21 protein-coding genes are annotated in these 16,701 nt (G+C 61.3%); 3 read left to right on the top strand and 18 right to left on the bottom strand.

Annotated elements, in window-relative coordinates:
* Window positions 1–143: 143 nt before the first annotated feature.
* Both VJR68_RS05895 and VJR68_RS05890 read right to left on the bottom strand, forming a co-directional pair.
* Window positions 144–638 carry a cupin gene (locus tag VJR68_RS05895; protein ID WP_324146677.1) on the bottom strand — a complete coding sequence of 165 codons (495 nt, stop codon included), beginning with the start codon at window positions 636–638 and terminating at the stop codon, window positions 144–146.
* Window positions 639–641: 3 nt separating this feature from the next.
* A complete protein-coding gene (locus VJR68_RS05890) occupies window positions 642–806 on the bottom strand; it encodes a hypothetical protein (protein ID WP_324146675.1) in 165 nt (54 codons plus the stop codon).
* A gap of 200 nt (window positions 807–1,006) precedes the next feature.
* Between VJR68_RS05890 and VJR68_RS05885 the strand changes: the two genes are divergently transcribed.
* Window positions 1,007–1,192, top strand: coding sequence for a hypothetical protein (locus VJR68_RS05885; RefSeq protein WP_324146673.1), 186 nt, complete (start codon window positions 1,007–1,009; stop codon window positions 1,190–1,192).
* A 4-nt stretch (window positions 1,193–1,196) separates the two neighbouring features.
* Here the strand turns inward: VJR68_RS05885 and VJR68_RS05880 are convergent, their stop codons facing one another.
* The 9 genes from VJR68_RS05880 to VJR68_RS05840 form a co-directional block, all read right to left on the bottom strand.
* Entirely contained in the window at window positions 1,197–1,499 is a 303-nt protein-coding gene (locus VJR68_RS05880) for a cytochrome C oxidase subunit IV family protein (RefSeq protein WP_324146671.1), read from the bottom strand.
* Entirely contained in the window at window positions 1,496–2,137 is a 642-nt protein-coding gene (locus VJR68_RS05875; protein WP_324146670.1) for a cytochrome c oxidase subunit 3, read from the bottom strand. Before VJR68_RS05875 ends, VJR68_RS05880 begins: the two co-directional genes overlap by 4 nt.
* Window positions 2,138–2,148: 11 nt before the next feature.
* Entirely contained in the window at window positions 2,149–3,765 is a 1,617-nt protein-coding gene (gene ctaD / locus VJR68_RS05870; protein WP_324146668.1) for a cytochrome c oxidase subunit I, read from the bottom strand.
* Window positions 3,762–4,001, bottom strand: a complete 240-nt coding sequence (locus tag VJR68_RS05865; RefSeq protein ID WP_324146666.1) for a hypothetical protein — start codon at window positions 3,999–4,001, stop codon at window positions 3,762–3,764. The genes ctaD and VJR68_RS05865 overlap by 4 nt, the downstream gene beginning before the upstream one ends.
* A 250-nt stretch (window positions 4,002–4,251) precedes the next feature.
* Entirely contained in the window at window positions 4,252–5,190 is a 939-nt protein-coding gene (gene coxB / locus VJR68_RS05860) for a cytochrome c oxidase subunit II (RefSeq protein WP_324146664.1), read from the bottom strand.
* Window positions 5,187–5,984, bottom strand: coding sequence for an SCO family protein (locus VJR68_RS05855; RefSeq protein WP_324146662.1), 798 nt, complete (start codon window positions 5,982–5,984; stop codon window positions 5,187–5,189). Before VJR68_RS05855 ends, coxB begins: the two co-directional genes overlap by 4 nt.
* Window positions 5,981–6,322, bottom strand: a complete 342-nt coding sequence (locus VJR68_RS05850) for a hypothetical protein (RefSeq protein WP_324146660.1) — start codon at window positions 6,320–6,322, stop codon at window positions 5,981–5,983. The genes VJR68_RS05855 and VJR68_RS05850 overlap by 4 nt, the downstream gene beginning before the upstream one ends.
* Complete coding sequence (locus tag VJR68_RS05845) at window positions 6,306–7,397, bottom strand: hypothetical protein (protein ID WP_324146658.1); 1,092 nt, start codon at window positions 7,395–7,397, stop codon at window positions 6,306–6,308. Before VJR68_RS05845 ends, VJR68_RS05850 begins: the two co-directional genes overlap by 17 nt.
* Window positions 7,394–7,969 carry a cytochrome c gene (locus VJR68_RS05840; protein ID WP_324146656.1) on the bottom strand — a complete coding sequence of 192 codons (576 nt, stop codon included), beginning with the start codon at window positions 7,967–7,969 and terminating at the stop codon, window positions 7,394–7,396. Before VJR68_RS05840 ends, VJR68_RS05845 begins: the two co-directional genes overlap by 4 nt.
* A 159-nt stretch (window positions 7,970–8,128) precedes the next feature.
* Here VJR68_RS05840 and VJR68_RS05835 point away from each other — a divergent pair, with 159 nt between their 5' ends.
* Entirely contained in the window at window positions 8,129–8,260 is a 132-nt protein-coding gene (locus tag VJR68_RS05835) for a hypothetical protein (protein WP_324146654.1), read from the top strand.
* 14 nt (window positions 8,261–8,274) lie between these two features.
* On the opposite strand, the gene VJR68_RS05830 is transcribed toward VJR68_RS05835, so the two are convergent.
* The 6 genes from VJR68_RS05830 to VJR68_RS05805 all read right to left on the bottom strand — a co-directional run bounded on the left by VJR68_RS05830 (window position 8,275) and on the right by VJR68_RS05805 (window position 15,106).
* Window positions 8,275–8,808 carry a DUF3341 domain-containing protein gene (locus VJR68_RS05830; protein ID WP_324146652.1) on the bottom strand — a complete coding sequence of 178 codons (534 nt, stop codon included), beginning with the start codon at window positions 8,806–8,808 and terminating at the stop codon, window positions 8,275–8,277.
* Complete coding sequence (gene nrfD / locus VJR68_RS05825; protein ID WP_324146650.1) at window positions 8,808–10,160, bottom strand: NrfD/PsrC family molybdoenzyme membrane anchor subunit; 1,353 nt, start codon at window positions 10,158–10,160, stop codon at window positions 8,808–8,810. The genes VJR68_RS05830 and nrfD overlap by 1 nt, the downstream gene beginning before the upstream one ends.
* A complete protein-coding gene (locus VJR68_RS05820) occupies window positions 10,157–13,111 on the bottom strand; it encodes a TAT-variant-translocated molybdopterin oxidoreductase (protein WP_324146648.1) in 2,955 nt (984 codons plus the stop codon). Before VJR68_RS05820 ends, nrfD begins: the two co-directional genes overlap by 4 nt.
* Window positions 13,099–13,746 (bottom strand): cytochrome c3 family protein, encoded by a 648-nt coding sequence (locus VJR68_RS05815; RefSeq protein WP_324146646.1) that lies wholly within the window; start codon window positions 13,744–13,746, stop codon window positions 13,099–13,101. The genes VJR68_RS05820 and VJR68_RS05815 overlap by 13 nt, the downstream gene beginning before the upstream one ends.
* 121 nt (window positions 13,747–13,867) lie before the next feature.
* Window positions 13,868–14,362 (bottom strand): hypothetical protein, encoded by a 495-nt coding sequence (locus VJR68_RS05810; RefSeq protein ID WP_324146644.1) that lies wholly within the window; start codon window positions 14,360–14,362, stop codon window positions 13,868–13,870.
* Window positions 14,363–14,911: 549 nt separating this feature from the next.
* Window positions 14,912–15,106 (bottom strand): hypothetical protein, encoded by a 195-nt coding sequence (locus tag VJR68_RS05805; RefSeq protein ID WP_324146641.1) that lies wholly within the window; start codon window positions 15,104–15,106, stop codon window positions 14,912–14,914.
* A gap of 353 nt (window positions 15,107–15,459) precedes the next feature.
* On the opposite strand from VJR68_RS05805, the gene VJR68_RS05800 reads away from it, so the two are divergent.
* On the top strand, window positions 15,460–16,359 hold the full coding sequence (locus VJR68_RS05800) for an SDR family oxidoreductase (protein WP_324146640.1): 900 nt from the start codon (window positions 15,460–15,462) through the stop codon (window positions 16,357–16,359).
* Between the two features lie 92 nt (window positions 16,360–16,451).
* Here the strand turns inward: VJR68_RS05800 and VJR68_RS05795 are convergent.
* A partial coding sequence (locus tag VJR68_RS05795) for a glycine zipper 2TM domain-containing protein (RefSeq protein WP_324146638.1) occupies window positions 16,452–16,701 on the bottom strand: 250 nt, incomplete at its 5' end.

The raw sequence follows: 16,701 nt of genomic DNA, 5'->3' as shown, positions 1-16,701 counted from the left end.
TGAAAAAGGGATGCTAGTGGGTGCGGCGGTGGAGGACAGGTCTAAGAATGCGCAAGACGGCGTCAACGCCCCGTAGGCTGGGATGAAATCCCAGCATCACCATGCCAAGAAATGCTGGATTTCATCCAGCCTGCGAAGCGCAGCTAGCGCCACAAATCCAGCAAAATGCCCTGCCCGCCTTCCACCGGATCCGACGCTGGCGCCGGCAATCGCCGGATGCGCTCCAACGCCGCCTCATCCGCCATCGTCTTGCACAGATCCCAATCCTGTCCCGGCGGATACGCACCCACCGCAAGAAAATGCTTATCGGTCCTGACGCTGCAATGCCCGACACCCGCGGGCAACACCAGCACGTCGCCCTCGCTCACCTCCACTTCCCTGCCACGCGGACCGCCCAGCATCAGGCGCGCATGGCCACCGGCAAAGCCAAGTGCTTCGTGCGCGGTGGTGTGATAGTGGTGGTAGCCATAGACACCGTCGCGCCAGCGCGCTTGCCAGCCATTGCGGGCGAACAGTGCTTCCATGTCCTTGGCGCCTATCGATTCGCCCGCCACGGCCTGCCGATACAGCACCGCGGGGAAGCGCGGGTTGTTCGGCATCCAGGCGTTTTTCTCCAGCAAAAATGTTTCGATCTGCACGGCTCAGCCCGATGATGACGAGGAGGGATACGGTTTCTTGCGCGGCACGTTCTGCGGCTCGTGCGGGGTCTTTGAATCCGGTTCCTGCTGGTGCTGCTTGTTGGGTTCGGGTCGCTGTTCGGGATAGCCGGAGTTGCACGGCGGTTTGGTGGTTTGACGCTCTTCCATGGTTCGATCACACGTTACTTAGGAAGGGGCAAAAACTTTGCACCATCCCACTGCGATCGAGCGTGAACATATGCCGCGCCGATGCTGATGCCGCCGTCATGCTGATGACTCAACGGCAACAAAGCCCGAATTTACGGCTTCTCCATGTGTACATCACAAGCAAAGTAGCAGCATGTCTTCGCTATCGCGGAGGACATCTCATGGCATCGCACGACCGTAAAGATTCGCCTCATCCATCCGACAGCAGCGCGCAGCGCGCTGAAAGCCGCGAAGCGCGCGAGCGGCGCAAGCTGCACGAGAGCGAGAACCACGACCACGGCCTGGAAGAAACCTTCCCCGCCAGCGATCCGGTATCCAGTTTCGTGCCGAGCAAGGGATTGGACTGAACGCTCAATGCAACGCCGCGTGCAGCAGCGAGCGCGTGAAGTAATCGCCCAGCGTCAGCGCCACCAGGATCAGCGGCCAGGCAAAAGCCAGGATAGCGATCATCCGCAGTGCCGGATGAGCGCTTTTCAGCCGCATAAATACCACCATCACCAGCAGCGCCTGGCTCACCGCCACGCTGGCGGTGATCACCAGCACCCACCAGCCAAGCGGCACGCGTGACAAGCTTGCGGAAAGGGCCAGCAGCATCAGCAAACCGGCCAGCACCAGCAGCTGGCTGCGCAAGGTGGGAATCTCCTGCTGCGTCATCCCGCACTCCCTACCAGATAAAACGCCGGATAGACGAAGATCCACACGATATCGACCAGGCTCCAGTACAGGCCGGTGATTTCGATCGGCGTGTGGTATGGCGCGCAAAACGAACCACGCCAGGTGCGCAGTGCCATGATCAGCAACAACACCACGCCAATCAGCACGTGCAGGCTGTGGAAGCCGGTGGTCACGTAGTAAAGGGCGAAGAACAATTCCATCTCGTGCGCGCTCGGCCCTTTCTCCACATAGCGGATACCCGGAATCAAACCCTCCTTGAATTCGTCGTGATACTCCATGCCGTGCAGCACCAGAAACGCCACGCCGAGCAAACTGGCCGCCAGCAGCAACACTGCACTTTGCCGCGCCTTGTTCAACTGGATCTGCCGCAGGGCAATCGCCGATAGGCAGCCGCTGGTCAGCAGGATCGCCGTTTCCGCCGTGCCCATCGGGAAATCCAGGTGCGAACTCCCTTCGACAAAGGCCAACTGGAAACGCCAACGGCAAATCACGTACGCCGCAAACAGCACACCGAAGAACAGCACCTCCGTGGCAATGAACGCCCACATGCCGAGCATGGCGGCTTCTTTCTGCTGGGGTGCATCGTCGAATTGCTGCTGCACCGCCGCTGCTGGCATGGACGCATTCATCAGTCGCGGTAATCGTAGGGGTCGGCAGTCACCACCGGCGTTTCATGGAAATTGTGTTCGGGTGGCGGTGAAGCGATGGTCCATTCCAGGCCAGTGGCACGCCACGGATTCGAACCCGCTGGTTCGCCGCGAAACAACGAATGGCCCAGGTAGAACAGCGGCATCAGATACGACACGGCCAGAATCAGCGCGCCGATCGAGGAAATCACGTTGAGCTCCTGAAACTGGGGCAAATACTGGTGATACCGGCGCGGCATGCCTTCGTAGCCCAATATGTATTGCGGAAAGAAGGTCAGATTGAAGCCGACGAACATCAGGATCGCCGCCAGCCTGGCAATGTTTTCCGAATACATGCGCCCAGTGGCTTTCGGCCACCAATAGTGAATGCCGCCCAGATATGCCATTACCGAGCCGCCCACCATGATGTAGTGGAAGTGCGCCACCACGAAATAAGTGTCGGTGAGATTCACATCCAGCGCTACCGCGGCCAGGAACAAACCGGTCATGCCGCCCAGCGTGAACAAACCGACGAAACCGAGCGCATAGATCATCGGCGCATGAAAATGGATGTCGCCCTTGTACAGCGTGGCCAGCCAGTTGAACACCTTGATCGCCGACGGCACCGCCACGACAAAACTCAGCATGGAAAACACGATGCCGGCATACATCGACTGCCCGGCCACGAACATGTGATGCCCCCACACCAGAAAACCGATGAAGGCAATGCCGAACATCGACCAGGCCATGAACTTGTAGCCAAAAATGCGGCGACGCACGCCATTGCAGATCAACTCGCTCGCCACGCCCATGGCGGGCAGGATCATGATGTACACCGCCGGATGCGAATAGAACCAGAAGAAATGCTGAAACAGGATCGGATCGCCACCCAGCGCCGGATCAAAAATCCCCACGCCGGCCAGCCTCTCCAGCCCGATCAGTGCCAGCGTCATCGCCAGCACCGGCGTAGCCAGCATCATCACCACGCTGGTGGCGTACATCGCCCATACGAACAAGGGCAAGCGATACCAGTGCATGCCCGGCGCACGCATCATGTGCGTGGTCACGATCAGGTTCATGCCGGTGAGAATGGTGGAAAAACCGACCACGAACACACCTACCACCGCGAGAATCACATTGGTATTGGAAAACATGGTCGAGAACGGCGTGTAGAACGTCCAGCCCGTATCCACGCCGCCGAACACCAGAGTCGCCGCGGTAAACAAGCCGCCAATCATGTACAGGTACCAGCTGAACAGGTTCAAGCGCGGAAATGCCATGTCGCGCGCGCCGATCATGATCGGCACCAGGAAATTGCCCATCGTCGAGGGAATGGACGGAATCAAAAAAAACCACACCATCACCACGCCATGGAAGGTGAAGGTCTTGTTGTAGGTTTCCGCCGAGAGCAGACGGCCATCCGGGTGGATCAGCGTCAGGCGAATCAACGTCGCCGCCGCGCCGCCCATGAAGAAGAACGCGGTGATCGCAATCGTGTACAGAATCGCGATGCGCTTGTGGTCGCGCGTGCCGAGCCACGACCAGAGCGTGCGGCCGCCTTCGACCAGGTAGCCGGAACCCATTGATTCGAGGTCGGCGGTGGTGGCTGTTGCGTTCATGAAAATCTCTCTCCGCCATCATTGACGCCAATGGCACTTGCAAAGCGGTTATCTCGACACTTGCCGCAACCTGCTCCCTCCCTGCGGCAGTAGGGGAGGGTTGGGGTCAATGCTCCGAACTTGAGGATTTTCAAACGCGGGAAACTCTTGTTCGTCATTCCAGCGAAAGCTGGAATCCAGTGCCTTTCAACCCAAAGTCGCTGGATTCCTCGCTCCTCAAAGCCGAGCACATCCATGTGCTCTCCCCGCGTACCAGCTTTCGCTGGAATGACGGGTTTGGGTTCTGTAGCGGCTGGAAGAACCTTAAGTTCGGAGCATTGGGGTTGGGGTGGGGTTGCTTGTGCTTTAGCGCGCGGCTGTTTTCTTGGGTGATATATGGTTTGCGGCAACGTGCACATCCCGCCGCTCGCTTTGCTCGCACCCCACCCTAACCCTCCCCTGCATGCAAGGGAGGGAACTGTCTTTCGCAACGACAGGAATGCACGCCTAGCGGTGCAGTGCATGAGCGCTCTCCTGCCCCAGCGACTTGATATAAGCCATCAACGCCAAGATATCTTCTTCATCAATACGTGCCTGATACGTCGGCATGATCGGCGCATAACCCGCAACCCGCTGGGTGGCCGGCAACGTGATGGCGTCATGCAGATAGCGATCGTCCGCCATAACAGTGGAACCATCGGCCAACGCCACGCGGCTCTGGTACAAGCCACGTAAATCCGGCGCATGAATACCGGACCCAGGATCATGGCAACCGCTGCAGCCGAACTGCACGAACAGCTGCCGACCCTGTTTTGCCAGCGGCAGCGCGGTGCTTTCGTTCAACCACGCATGGTAATCCTCGCGCGAGACCACCTTCACCGTGCCGGTCATCGCCGCATGATCAGTACCGCAGTACTCCGAGCACAGCAGCGGATAGCTACCCAGTTTCGTCGCGGTAAACCACAGCGCGGTGTAGCGCCCCGGCACGACATCCTGCTTCACCCGGAAATCCGGAATATAGAAACTATGGATCACATCCTGCGACGTCATGATCAAACGCACCGGCACGCCCAGCGGCACATGCAGCATGTCAATCTCGCGCCGGCCGTTGGGATGCTGCACCTTCCACATCCACTGCTTGGCGACGATGTAGATCGGCTTGGCATCATTCGGCGGCGTGCGCAGCAAGGTCCACAAATTGATGCTCCACGCGAACATGCCGACAAACAGCAAAAACGGAATCAGCGTCCAGCTGATTTCGAGACCGAACCTGGTGCTCTGCCGTCCTTCGCGATTGGCATCGCTGCCATGCCGATACTTGATGCAGAACCAGAACATCACCACGAAGACACCGAGCGCCACCGCGCCGCACAGCACCAGCATGGCGTCGAACATGCGATCGATCGGCACGGCGAAGTTGGAGGCTTCCGGCGGCTGGATGCTCATGGCCGCGCTCCCGGGCGAGGGCGACACAGCAGCATGAACATCACCAGCAATAGAACCACGAAGCCGATGCCCAACCCTTGCATGATGCGCGTGATCGTCACCGTATACCGCCCAGTGGTGGGGTCATAACCACAGCACAGCAGCACCAGTTGATCGACCACGCTGCCGAGCGTGTGATGCGATGCCGCCACCACCGCCAGGCGCAAGGTCTGCGGCACGTAATTCGCGCCCATCAGATATTGATTGATACGGCCACCCGCCGTGGCGATCACCAGACCCGCGGGATGCGCATATTGATCAATCCGTGCGTCGTAGAAGTAGCGGTAACCGATCGCGTTGGCCAGCGCATCGATCGATGCTTTGCTACCGACCAGCACATGCCAGGCCGATGCATCCGCGCCGCCTTGCATGTTGGCGATCATGCGTTGCTTGCTCGCCGCCGCACCAGGCGTATCGCGTGGATCGATGCTGACGAACAGCACGCTCATGTCGCTACCAGGTCGCAACCCCGATTGCGCCACCGCATGCGCCATGCCCTGCTCCGCCACATCGCACAAGTTGGGGCAGCGGAAATAACCGAGCATCAGCAAGGTCGGGCGCCCATCCATCCATTGCTGCAGGCTTGCCGTCTTGCCCGATGCATCGGTGAACGTCACCGCCATCGGCAGCGCAGCACCGAGCTTCTGCCGGAAATCGGCCCGCGTGGTGAGATGCGGCGGCGGTGGCGGCGCGGTTTCGGCGGCGCATAACCAGCACGCCAGCAACATCAGCAACACACGCGTCAGCCGGCTCATGGCGACGAACTCCTGCTCGCTTGCTGCTTCTGCACCAGCAATACCATCGCACGCTCGATCGGGATATGCGCGGTGCGATGGCTGGCATCGTTCCAGCCGTAGGTATCGAGCTGCTGCATCTGCAAGCGGTACTGCGTGACGCGATCCACCGGCGGGTTCACCTGCAGGCGCGGCGGCGGTGGAAGCACTTGCGGTGGCAGGTTGAGCGTTGGCGAATGCACGTGCTGCCACAACACGTACATCACATACAGGATCAAGACGAACAACGCCACGAACAAACCGCCCAGCTTGTGCAGCGCCGGCGCATCGATGCGATGCGGCTCATGCGCCCTGCCCATCGCGCGCCCTCCTTCTTTCGTGCAGGCCCGCGCGGTACCGCATCGCGCAGAATCCCAGCAGGCCGATGCAGATCAAGGGATCGGTCCAGTACAACGTGACGCTCTGCAAGGCACCGCTAGGCAGCACCAGCCAGATCAGGTTGAGCCACTGCGCAAACAGGCTGATCACCGCGACCAGGCGCAGTGCGCGCAGCGAGGTTTTTACCTTGCCGAGCAGCAACGCGAAAAACGGTATGCCCAAGCCCAGGCACGTCACCATCATGCCCAACCACCCCCAGCCGGTCAGCAAGCGCGGCGCGTACCACGCGGTCTCCGCCGGCAAATCCGCCACCCAGCTGGTGAGATAGTCGATGAAGCTTACGTATGCCCAACCCAGCACCATCACCAGCATCAAGTTGCCGAAGTCGCGCAGCAGGCGCGGCGGCGGATCGCTGGCCCGCACATCACGCGACAGATGCATCAACACCGCCAGCGCAAAGGCGATCAGCAACTGGCTGGTGAACAACAGCAAGCCGATGTCGGTGGTGTGCCAGCGCGGCACCAGCGACATCACCCAATCCACCGCCGCCAGCGTAATGGTCAGCAACGTCGCAACCAGGCTTCCTGCGGCAAAACGCGGCTGCAGCGCCCGACCGTTGCCGGCCGCGCGCGTCACGCCGTACGCCATCCACGCCCAGATCACGAACACCACCACGGTACGGATGATCAAGCCGGGCGCATTGAGATACCAGCGCTGATGATCGAGGTAGGGATCATCCACCGGCTCCGTCCGCAGCCAGGGAAACAACACGTGCATGCCGACCAACAGCGGAATCACCGCCAGTGCCGCATAAGGCAGCAAACGCGTCGCCGCCAGGCATTCATTGCCCAGCCGCACACCCCATGCGCCACCGGTCAGTGCATGAATCATCATCAGCGTCATACTGCCCAGCACCACGCCGAGCACGAACAACCAGCTGGCGAGATACACGAACAACGCGTGCCGCATATGGCCGGCGGCGAAGGAAAAGCCCACCACCAGCAGCGCCAAGGCCACCAGCATTCCCACCAGGCTGGACAGCGTCGTGCGCGTCATGGCGACTTTGCGCCCCCTTGGCCGAGTGCATGCAGGTCTTGTGGCGCCAGATGATCGACCGGCACGTTCTGGCTGAGCTGCAGCGCACGAATGTAGGCGACGATTGCCCAACGATCCTTCTCATTCACGCGGCCCGCGAAGGGATACATCACGCCGTACCCATTGCTGATGGAGCGTTCCAGCGCCGCATCTGTCGCATGCAGCAGTTGCGGCTCCAGGTACGAGGGCGGTTTTGGAAAGCCGCGCTGCACGATCATGCCGTTGCCTGCGCCGGTCAGGCCGTGGCACGCGGCGCAGTAGATTTCGTAGCGGTTTTGGCCGCGCTGCAGGAATGCCAATGTGATGGGATAGGGATGGTTGTTCGACGATGTGGCTGGCGCGGGTTCGATGTGCCCCAGGCGACCGCTGGATGGACCGGCCAGCTCGCCTTGCGCGATGGGAATGCTGCCTTCGGGGGGACGTCTCGCGGCCTTGCCGTCGGCGAATAGTGGGCTGGGTGAGCCGGGTTTGTATTTGGCCTGGTTGTACATGTCGTGCATAGCGCGTTCGCAGCCGGCCAGTAGCAGGACCATGCAAAGCACAAACAAATACCGAAGGCTTGTCGCGCCGGAAATAGCCCCCTCCCCTGCTCGCAGGGGAGGGTTGGGGTGGGGTGCGAGCGAAGCTCGCTTCCGGCGACACCGGAACAAGCGCTCGTCATTCCAGCGAAAGCTGGTACGCGGGGAGAGCACATGGATGTGCTCGGCTTTGAGGAGCGAGGAATCCAGCGACTTTGGAGCGAAAAGGCACTGGATTCCAGCTTTCGCTGGAATGACGAAGTGGGGGCTTCTGGCAATGAAAAGCCATGCAGCCTGCTGCATTAGCCCGACGCGGCGCCTCACACCGCCACCTCATCCACCTGTACCGCACCCAATCCCTGCAACATCTCCCGCAAGCGCGACGCATCCCCGTCTTCCATCCGCACCACCAGCACAAATCCATCCTGGCTCGCCCGCTCGAACTGCTCGACGTTGAACACGGGGTGATAAAACTTTGGCAACCGATTGCCCGCCAGCAGCGCCAGCACACCCGCCACGGCGGCCAACAAAAACGTCACCTCCAACGCGGAGGGAATGAATGCCGGCCAGCTGGCAAATGGACGTCCCCCTACACGAATCGGGTAATGCAGCACAGCGGCGATGTATTGCATCGCCAGCATGCCGACAAAGCCGATGGCGCCACCCACGAACGTCGCCAGCGGTATGGTGTTGCCGCCGATATCCATCGCCTCGTCCAGTTCCTCCACCGGAAACGGCGTGAACGCCTCGATGCCTTCATAGCCGGCCTGGCGCAAGGTGCGTACGGCGTGCACCAATGCTTCCGGCGTCTCGAAAAACGCCATGCAACCGTAGCGCTTGCTTTCCTGCGCCATCAGCCTGGCTCCTTCAGCTCATGCACCAGCTTGCGCATTTCGTAGGTCGCCACGATCGGCAACCAGCGCACGAACAGCGTGAACATCAGCAGGAAAATGCCGATCGATCCGAACAGGAAAAGCAGATCCCATAACGTGGGATAGAACATGCCCCAGCTCGACGGCAGATACGGACGGAACAGGCTGTTGACGATCAGCATGAAGCGCTCGAACCACATGCCGATCAGCACCAGCATGGCGATCGCGAACAAAGCCGCCGGCTTGCGCCGGATACGCGGCGACCACAGCCATAATGGCGTGAGCACGTTGCAGAACACTACCGTCCAGAACACCCACGCATACGGGCCAATCAGGCGATCCCTGACTTCCGCGATCTCATACGGATCGCCGCTGTAATACGCCATAAAGAATTCGACGGCGTAGTTGTAGGCCACGAACAGACCCGCGGCGAGCATCATTTTGGCAAGATTATCCAGGTGCTTCAGTGTGATGATGTCGCTTAAGCCCAGCCAACGACGCAATGGAATGCCCAGCACCAGCGCCATGGCAAAACCGGAAAAGAACGCGCCCGCGACGAAGAACGGCGGGAACATGGTGGAATGCCAGCCCGGCACCGCGCCTTCCGAGAAATCCAGCGCGACCATGCTATGCACGGAAAACACCAGCGGCACGGCCAAGCCGGCCAGCAGCAGGTTCAAGGTTTCAAAGCGTTTCCAATGCCGCGCCTCGCCACGCCAGCCCAGCGCCAGCAATCCATAAAACACCTGCTTGCCACGCGTACGCGCCCGGTCGCGCAAACTGCCGAGGTCCGGCAGCATGCCCACATACCAAAACATGATCGACACCAGCAGGTAGGCAACGATGGCCAGGAAATCCCATACCAGCGAGCTGCGCCACTGCGGCCACAACGCCATGCGATTCGGATAGGGGGCCACCCAGTAGAAGAAGAACGGGCGTCCCAGGTGGAAGATCGGGAACAGGCCCGACACCGACACAGCGAACACCGTCATTGCTTCCGCGTAACGGTTCAGCGACGAACGCCACTTCTGCCGCGCCAGATAGAGCGCACCGGAAATGAACGTGCCGGCCATGCCGATCGCGATCCACCACACGTAGTTGATCAGCGCGAACGCCCACGCCACCGGAATATTGATGCCCCAGATGCCGACGCCCTTCGCCAGCAACTCGCCGCCCCCGGCGACAAACAGCAAGGTCAGCAGCAGCGAGCCGACGAAAGCGATAAACCAGAGCCGGCCGTTGGGACGCAACGCCAGTTCGCCGACCTTATCGGACAAGCTGGTGTACGTATGCTCGCGCGTAAGCAGATGCTCGTCCTGCAGCGATGCGCTCATGCCTCGTCCTCCAGGTCTGGATGCGGATTGCGCACCTGCGCGAGATAGCTGGTGCGCGGACGGGTATTGAGTTCCTCCAGCACATCGTAGTTGCGGGGCGACGCCTTGATACGATTCACCGCACTGTGTGGATCGCGCAGATCGCCAAAAGTGATCGCCTGCGTGGGACACGCAGCCTGGCACGCGGTGACGATGTCACCATCCGCAATTCGGCGTTGCTCGCGATCGGCGGCGATATGCGCGTTCTCGATACGCTGGATGCAGTACGTGCATTTCTCCATCACCCCACGGCTGCGCACCGATACTTCCGGATTGCGCTGTGCCTTCCATGTCTCGGTGGTGAGATCGCTGAACTGCAGAAAATTGAAGCGGCGCACCTTGTAAGGACAGTTGTTCGAACACCAGCGCGTGCCGATGCAGCGGTTGTACACCTGCAGGTTCAAGCCTTCGTCGTCGTGCACCGTGGCACCGACCGGGCAGACCAGTTCGCACGGCGCATGCTCGCAATGCATGCACGGCACCGGCTGGTTGTGGGTCACCGGATTCTCGGCGGAACCCGAGTAGTAACGATCGACGCGGATCCAATGCATCTCGCGCTCGCGCAGCACCTGATCGGCGCCGACCACCGGAATATTGTTTTCCGCCTGGCAGGCGATGGTGCAGCCCTTGCAGCCGATGCACACGTTGAGGTCGATCGCCATGGCCCAGGCGTATTCGCCTTGCGGTTGCTCGGGATAGATCGATGGCGGCGTCTTGTCACCCTCCTCCGCTGCATCAGGATCGCGCTCGAAATCGGCCAGTTTCAAGCTTCGCACGGGCGGCTTGCTGCCTTCCGTCTCCATGGCGAAATGGGTCTGCGTACTCGCCAACGTCACGGAGCGACCCGTCTTGTGCAGCGCAAGCCCTTGCACTGTCCACGGCTGATTCGACGTACGCAACGCGTATGCATCGAAGCCCAGAGCGTTGCCGACGCGCCCGGCACGCTTGCGCCCATACCCCAGATGCACGGTGACGCTGTGCGCAGCCTGCCCCGGCGTAATCCATACCGGCGCTTCCACCTGCCGCCCTTCGCAGGCCAGCACCACGACATCGCCATTGGCAAGCGCGCGTTCCTTTGCCAGCTGCGGGCTGATCAGTGCGGCGTTGCTCCAGGTGAGCTGCGTCGGCGGCTTGGGCAGTTCCTGCAGCCAGCCGTTATTGGCATAGCGCCCGTCCCACACGGTGGGATCGGGGCGAAACACCAGCTCCAGCGCACCGTGTTGCAATGCTTGCGGTGACCAGCCATGCAAATCATCCGTGCGAACATCGATCTGCGCAAGCTTGCCGCCACTGCCCGCAATCACGCCCGTGCGCACGCTATCCGGCCAGGCCATGGCGGGATTCTGCAAACGCCACTGCGCCTGCACGATCGCCAGGCCATCCTGCACCGGCTCGCCCATCAACAGCGCCAGGAATTCATGCGCCGAACGCCCCTGGTACAAGGGATCGATCAACGGTTGCACGATGCTGGCAACGCCATCGTCGGTCTGCGCGTCCGACCAGCTTTCAAGCACGTGGCTGGCCGGCAGATGCCATTCGGCCAGCTGCGCCGTTTCGTCCACGTACAAGCCCCAGTGCACGACATGCGGGACCTGCTTGATCAGCCTCGACAGCTGCAGATCGGCCGGCGCGTTGTAAACAAGATTGCTGTCCAGCACCACCAGCCGCTGCACCTGTCCGGCCATGATCGCGTTGCGCAGCGCGCCCAAAGGTTCGCGCTTGGTGACATCCTCGGGCACATCCACATAATCGACCGTATGCCCGACGTTGCCGAGCTTGTCGTTGAGCAGATGGGCGATGGCATGCACCTGTGGCGGTTGCGATCCTCCTGCAACAACAAGACAACGTCCGCGGTGTGCCAGTAGATCGGATTGCAACGCCTGGTGCTGTTTGGCGGACAAGCTGCCGGGCGCGACAGGCGCATCCGCACCGATGCCGAGCGCACGCGCCAGCTCCAGCGCGAACAAGGCAATGGACGACGATGCCATCACCCAGCGATGATCGGCCATCGTGCCGGTGATGCTCGGCGTGGCTTCCAGCACGTATAGCCGATTCATGCCCGCTGGCGCAGACGGGTTGCGGCGCTCGGCGAACGCATGCGCGTAAGCCACGCGCCCCGGCATGTCGCCGAGAAAATCCGCTTCCAGCGACAGGATCACATCGGCCTTTTCGAAGTGGTAGCGCGTAGCGACCGGTTTGCCGAACGCCAGCATCGCGCCTTGCTCGGCATGGTCCTGCGCAACCGGCGCATGTTCGTACCAGTGCATGCGCGGATAACGCAGCATCCATTGCTCACGCTGCGCGCGCAAGGTAGGCGAGACGACGCGATCGCTTACCACGTGCAAGCCGCTGCCATCGCGCGCAAACGAAGCCGGCCACATCGCCACGTCCGCCGCAAACGCCTGCCACGTCGCGGCATGACCGCGGTACAGCGGCGCCTGCGAGCGATCGGGGTCCCACACTTCCAGCACCGCCGCCTGCGGCATCGGCCCGGTGGCGCCCAGGCTCGCCGGATGCAGCGGGTTGCCTTCGATCTTGGTCGGGCGCCCCATATGGCTGGTGACCAGCACGCCGATCACATCGCCCGCATAAGCGAGCGTGGTGGCGTAGAACTGCGGCGTATCCGGTGTCACGCCGGGTGGCGGTGTTTCCCACGGCACGATCTGCTCCGGCGGTGGCCCGCTGCATGCGGCCAGACCGGCGAAGGCCAGCGATGCGCCAAGCAGTTGCAAAAACCGGCGGCGATCCATCGCGGCGAACGCGGAGAACTGCGGCAGGGCATCGATCAGCTCGCGCTTGAAACCGGGATCGTCCGCCAGCTCTTCCAACGCACGCCAGAATCGCGGACCGGTCGCGTCGCCCAGCTTGCGACGCGCCAACGCAGCAGCATGCTCGATCCTCAGCGATGACATAGCGAGCAATCCGTCATGCGACCGGTGTCGATGTGGTACTGGTGCAGCAACTCGACGCCGAGTTTCTTCTGATCCTTCGGTTGCCAGGCGAGATCGAATACCTTGTCGTGCGGACGAAGGAATTTCTGCGGCTGGCGATGGCAGTCCAGACACCACGCCATCGAGAGGGGCACCACGCGCTGCGTCAAAGGCATCTTGTCGATGCGGCCATGACAAGACACACACCCCACGCCCTTGGCGATGTGGATGCTGTGGTTGAAATAAACGAAGTCCGGCAACTGATATACGCGATTCCAGCGCAGGGGCACGCCGCTCTTCCAGCTATCGATCAACGGCTTCAACATGGGCGCATCGGTAAACAATTGCGAATGACAGGTCATGCAGGTAGCGATCGGGGGAATGCCGGCAAACGCGGAGGTCTCCACGCTCGTGTGGCAAAAGCGGCAATCGATGCCATCATCGTCCACGTGATGCTTATGGCTGAACGGCACCGGCTGGTTCACGGGTTCGCCAAGCCGATGCGGATCGGTCACCGCGCCACGCCATGCAGAGCCTGCACTGACCACCACCAGCAAGAGGCCAAGCAACGCCAGCTTGGCGTACAGCCCAAAACTTGGTGAGAAAACCTGGCTCATGCTTGCGGCAACGTGCTGTCATCCTCGCGCGGCTTACGACGCAGATCGCCGCCTGACTGCGCGACCGTAGCCCGCGAAAAGTGAATGCACAGTCGGCATTTCGACGCTGTCGCGTCGACGCTCAGGTGATTGCCGTCGGCTTTTCAAACGGCAACGGTTTCGCGCCGCTTGCCACCATGGTGCGGTACGTCAGCGCAACCTGCTCTTCCTGCGCATCGACCACCACCAGAATGCGCCCGGCTTCCACTTCGTCTTCAAATTGCCGCCGCACCGGATCGTCCAGTGCCGAACCAGAAAGCGCTGTGGACCAGGCACCCAGCACACTGCCACCCACCGCCATCGCCAGCGCGCCGGCAAAGGTAATGCCCAACGGCGGAATCGCCACCGCCACCAGGCCGGCCACCAGACCGATCGCCGCACCACCCGCAGCACCTTTCGCCGCGGCGGGATAGAAATCCCCTTCCACGACTTTGCGATCGTCGGGAATCATTTCCGATTTGTCGGAACGCGCAATCAGCGAGATGCTCTGGTCGGCAATGCCTGCCGCCCGCAACTGATCCATGGCGGCACGCGCCCCTGCCATGTCGTCGACGCTGAATACCACTCGCTTTTTCATGGTTGAGCTTCCTGCGGAGAGCGTGTCTCCACGCTAAGACCGAAGGCTTCAAAGACGTGTGAGTCGGGTGTGAATGCGTTACCGATACACCGCGCGGCGATGGTGTGCGTTATGCGAAAGATCGAATTTCATCTGTGCCTTTGGCCCGCCGCGGACAGCCCCTACGGACAGTAGGATGGGGTTGCTTGTGCTTTAGCGGCCAGCCAACGCAGCGAGCGTGTGCTTTGTAGTGATGCCAGACCTTCGCGGCTCGCTTCGCTCGCACCCCACCCTAGCCCCAATGCTCCGAACTTAAGGTTCTTCCAGCCGCTACAGAACCCGAACCTGTCATTCCAGCGAAAGCTGGACGTAGCGCGAAGCGCGGAGAACGTCCGGATGGACGGCCCCGAAGGGGTGAGCGAAGCGAATCATCCAGTGCCTTTCAGCCCAAAGTCGCTGGATTCCAGCTTTCGCTGGAATGACGAACAAGAGTTTCTCGCGGTTGAAAACCCTTAAGTTCGGAGCACTGTTCCCTCCCCTACTTCGCAGGGGAGGGAACAGTGCTCCGCCTCAAATCAACGCCGCATCATGCAGCAACTCACTCATCGCCGACTCCAACTTCGGCCCCACGAAATGGTCATCCGCCACCCAGTGCAACGTCGCCAACAAGGCCGGATCACTGCTCACCACCAACGTCCACCGATCGCAACATTCGTCGCGCGGTGTAGCGCGGTCGCCAAGGTACTTGTTCTGCCCCTGGTTCACGAGCGCGCCCCCGCCGGCATGGGCTTGGATGGGCTGCGAACACTGCTGGCGGGGGCAGGCGATTGATGCGGTTGCGTCGAGGTCGGCGAGGTGGAAGGTGCCGACGGCCCGTACGGTTGCTGCAAGGCCGGATCGCGATCGTGGCAGGCACTCATCGCTAGCATGCACGTGCCCGTCAGCAACACAGCGAGCAGGCGCATCCGTTTTTTGCGCATCGTCTTCATTCGCCACACCTTGCCACTTCATGCCTGAAGAAAGCGCATGCGCCAGATCAAGGCAACACCCGACACAAAACACACGCGTCTTCGACGATGCGCAGCGTATCCATGGCGATATGCCGACCGGAGATACTCATGAGTTCGACCAACCAGTACACCATGCGCGATCCCACCACGCAGTATCCGCGTCCGCCGTTTGAAGAGCAGCCGCAGCCGGCGCCGGGTCTGACCAAGGAGATGACGCCGCGTCCCGATCACGGTGAAGACAGCTATGTCGGGTTTGGCCGTCTGAAAGGCCGCAAGGCGCTGATTACGGGCGGCGATTCCGGCATCGGCCGTGCTGTGGCCATCGCCTTTGCGCGCGAAGGCGCGGACCTTACGCTCAACTACCTCCCCGATGAAGAGGAAGACGCCAAAGAACTGCTGCAGATCATTCGCGACAGCGGCGTCTCCGTGCATACCGTGCCGGGCGACATCAAGGATGAAGCATTCTGCAACAAGCTGGTGGAGACCGCCGCAAAGGAAATGGGCGGCCTCGACATCGTAGTGAACGTCGCCGGCAAGCAGGCTTATCAGGACAGTTTTCTGGACATCACCACCGAGCAGTTCGATGCGACGTTCAAGACCAACGTCTACGCCATGTTCTGGATCTGCAAGGCAGCCGTGCCGCACATGCCGCGCGGCGCCACCATCATCAACACCGCATCCATCCAGGCTTACGATCAATCGCCGATTCTTGGCGATTACGCGCCAACCAAATCAGCCATCGTCGGCTTCACCAAGGTATTGGGCAAGCAACTTGTCGAGCGCGGCATCCGCGTCAACGCGGTGGCGCCCGGCCCGATCTGGACGCCGCTGCAACCTTCCGGCGGGCAGCCACAGAAGAAGGTGAAGGAATTCGGCAAGAACGTACCGCTCGGGCGGCCAGGCCAGCCCGCGGAACTGGCATCGGTGTATGTGTTTCTCGCTTCGCAGGAATCCAGTTACGTGACGGCGGAAGTGTATGGCGTGACTGGTGGACATCCGTTGCCGTAACGTAGGTTGGAGTAAGCGAACGCGAACCCCAACATTGCCGCTACGCCAACACCATGTTGGGGTTCGGCTGCGCCTCACCCCAACCTACTCGTCTACTCGTCGTGGCAGCGCTCTTCGTAGTGATACGTGGCGTGATTCTCTTGATGGTTTTCCTGCACCTTCTTGCCCGCGTAACCACCCGCCAGCACGCCACCGGCGGTTGTAAGCACCTTGCCCTTGCCGCCGCCGAATTGATTGCCGACCAGGCCGCCCGCCGCCGCGCCAACCAGCGTGCCGGCGATCTGGTGCTTGTCCTTCGGCTTGTCCTCGACCCGCACGCGGTGGCAGACCCGATGCGGATGG

Source organism: Dyella sp. (assembly GCF_035277725.1).
Lineage (GTDB): Bacteria > Pseudomonadota > Gammaproteobacteria > Xanthomonadales > Rhodanobacteraceae > Dyella_B.
Note: the sequence above shows the minus strand (reverse complement) of the source record. Positions and strands in the feature narration are given on the sequence as shown.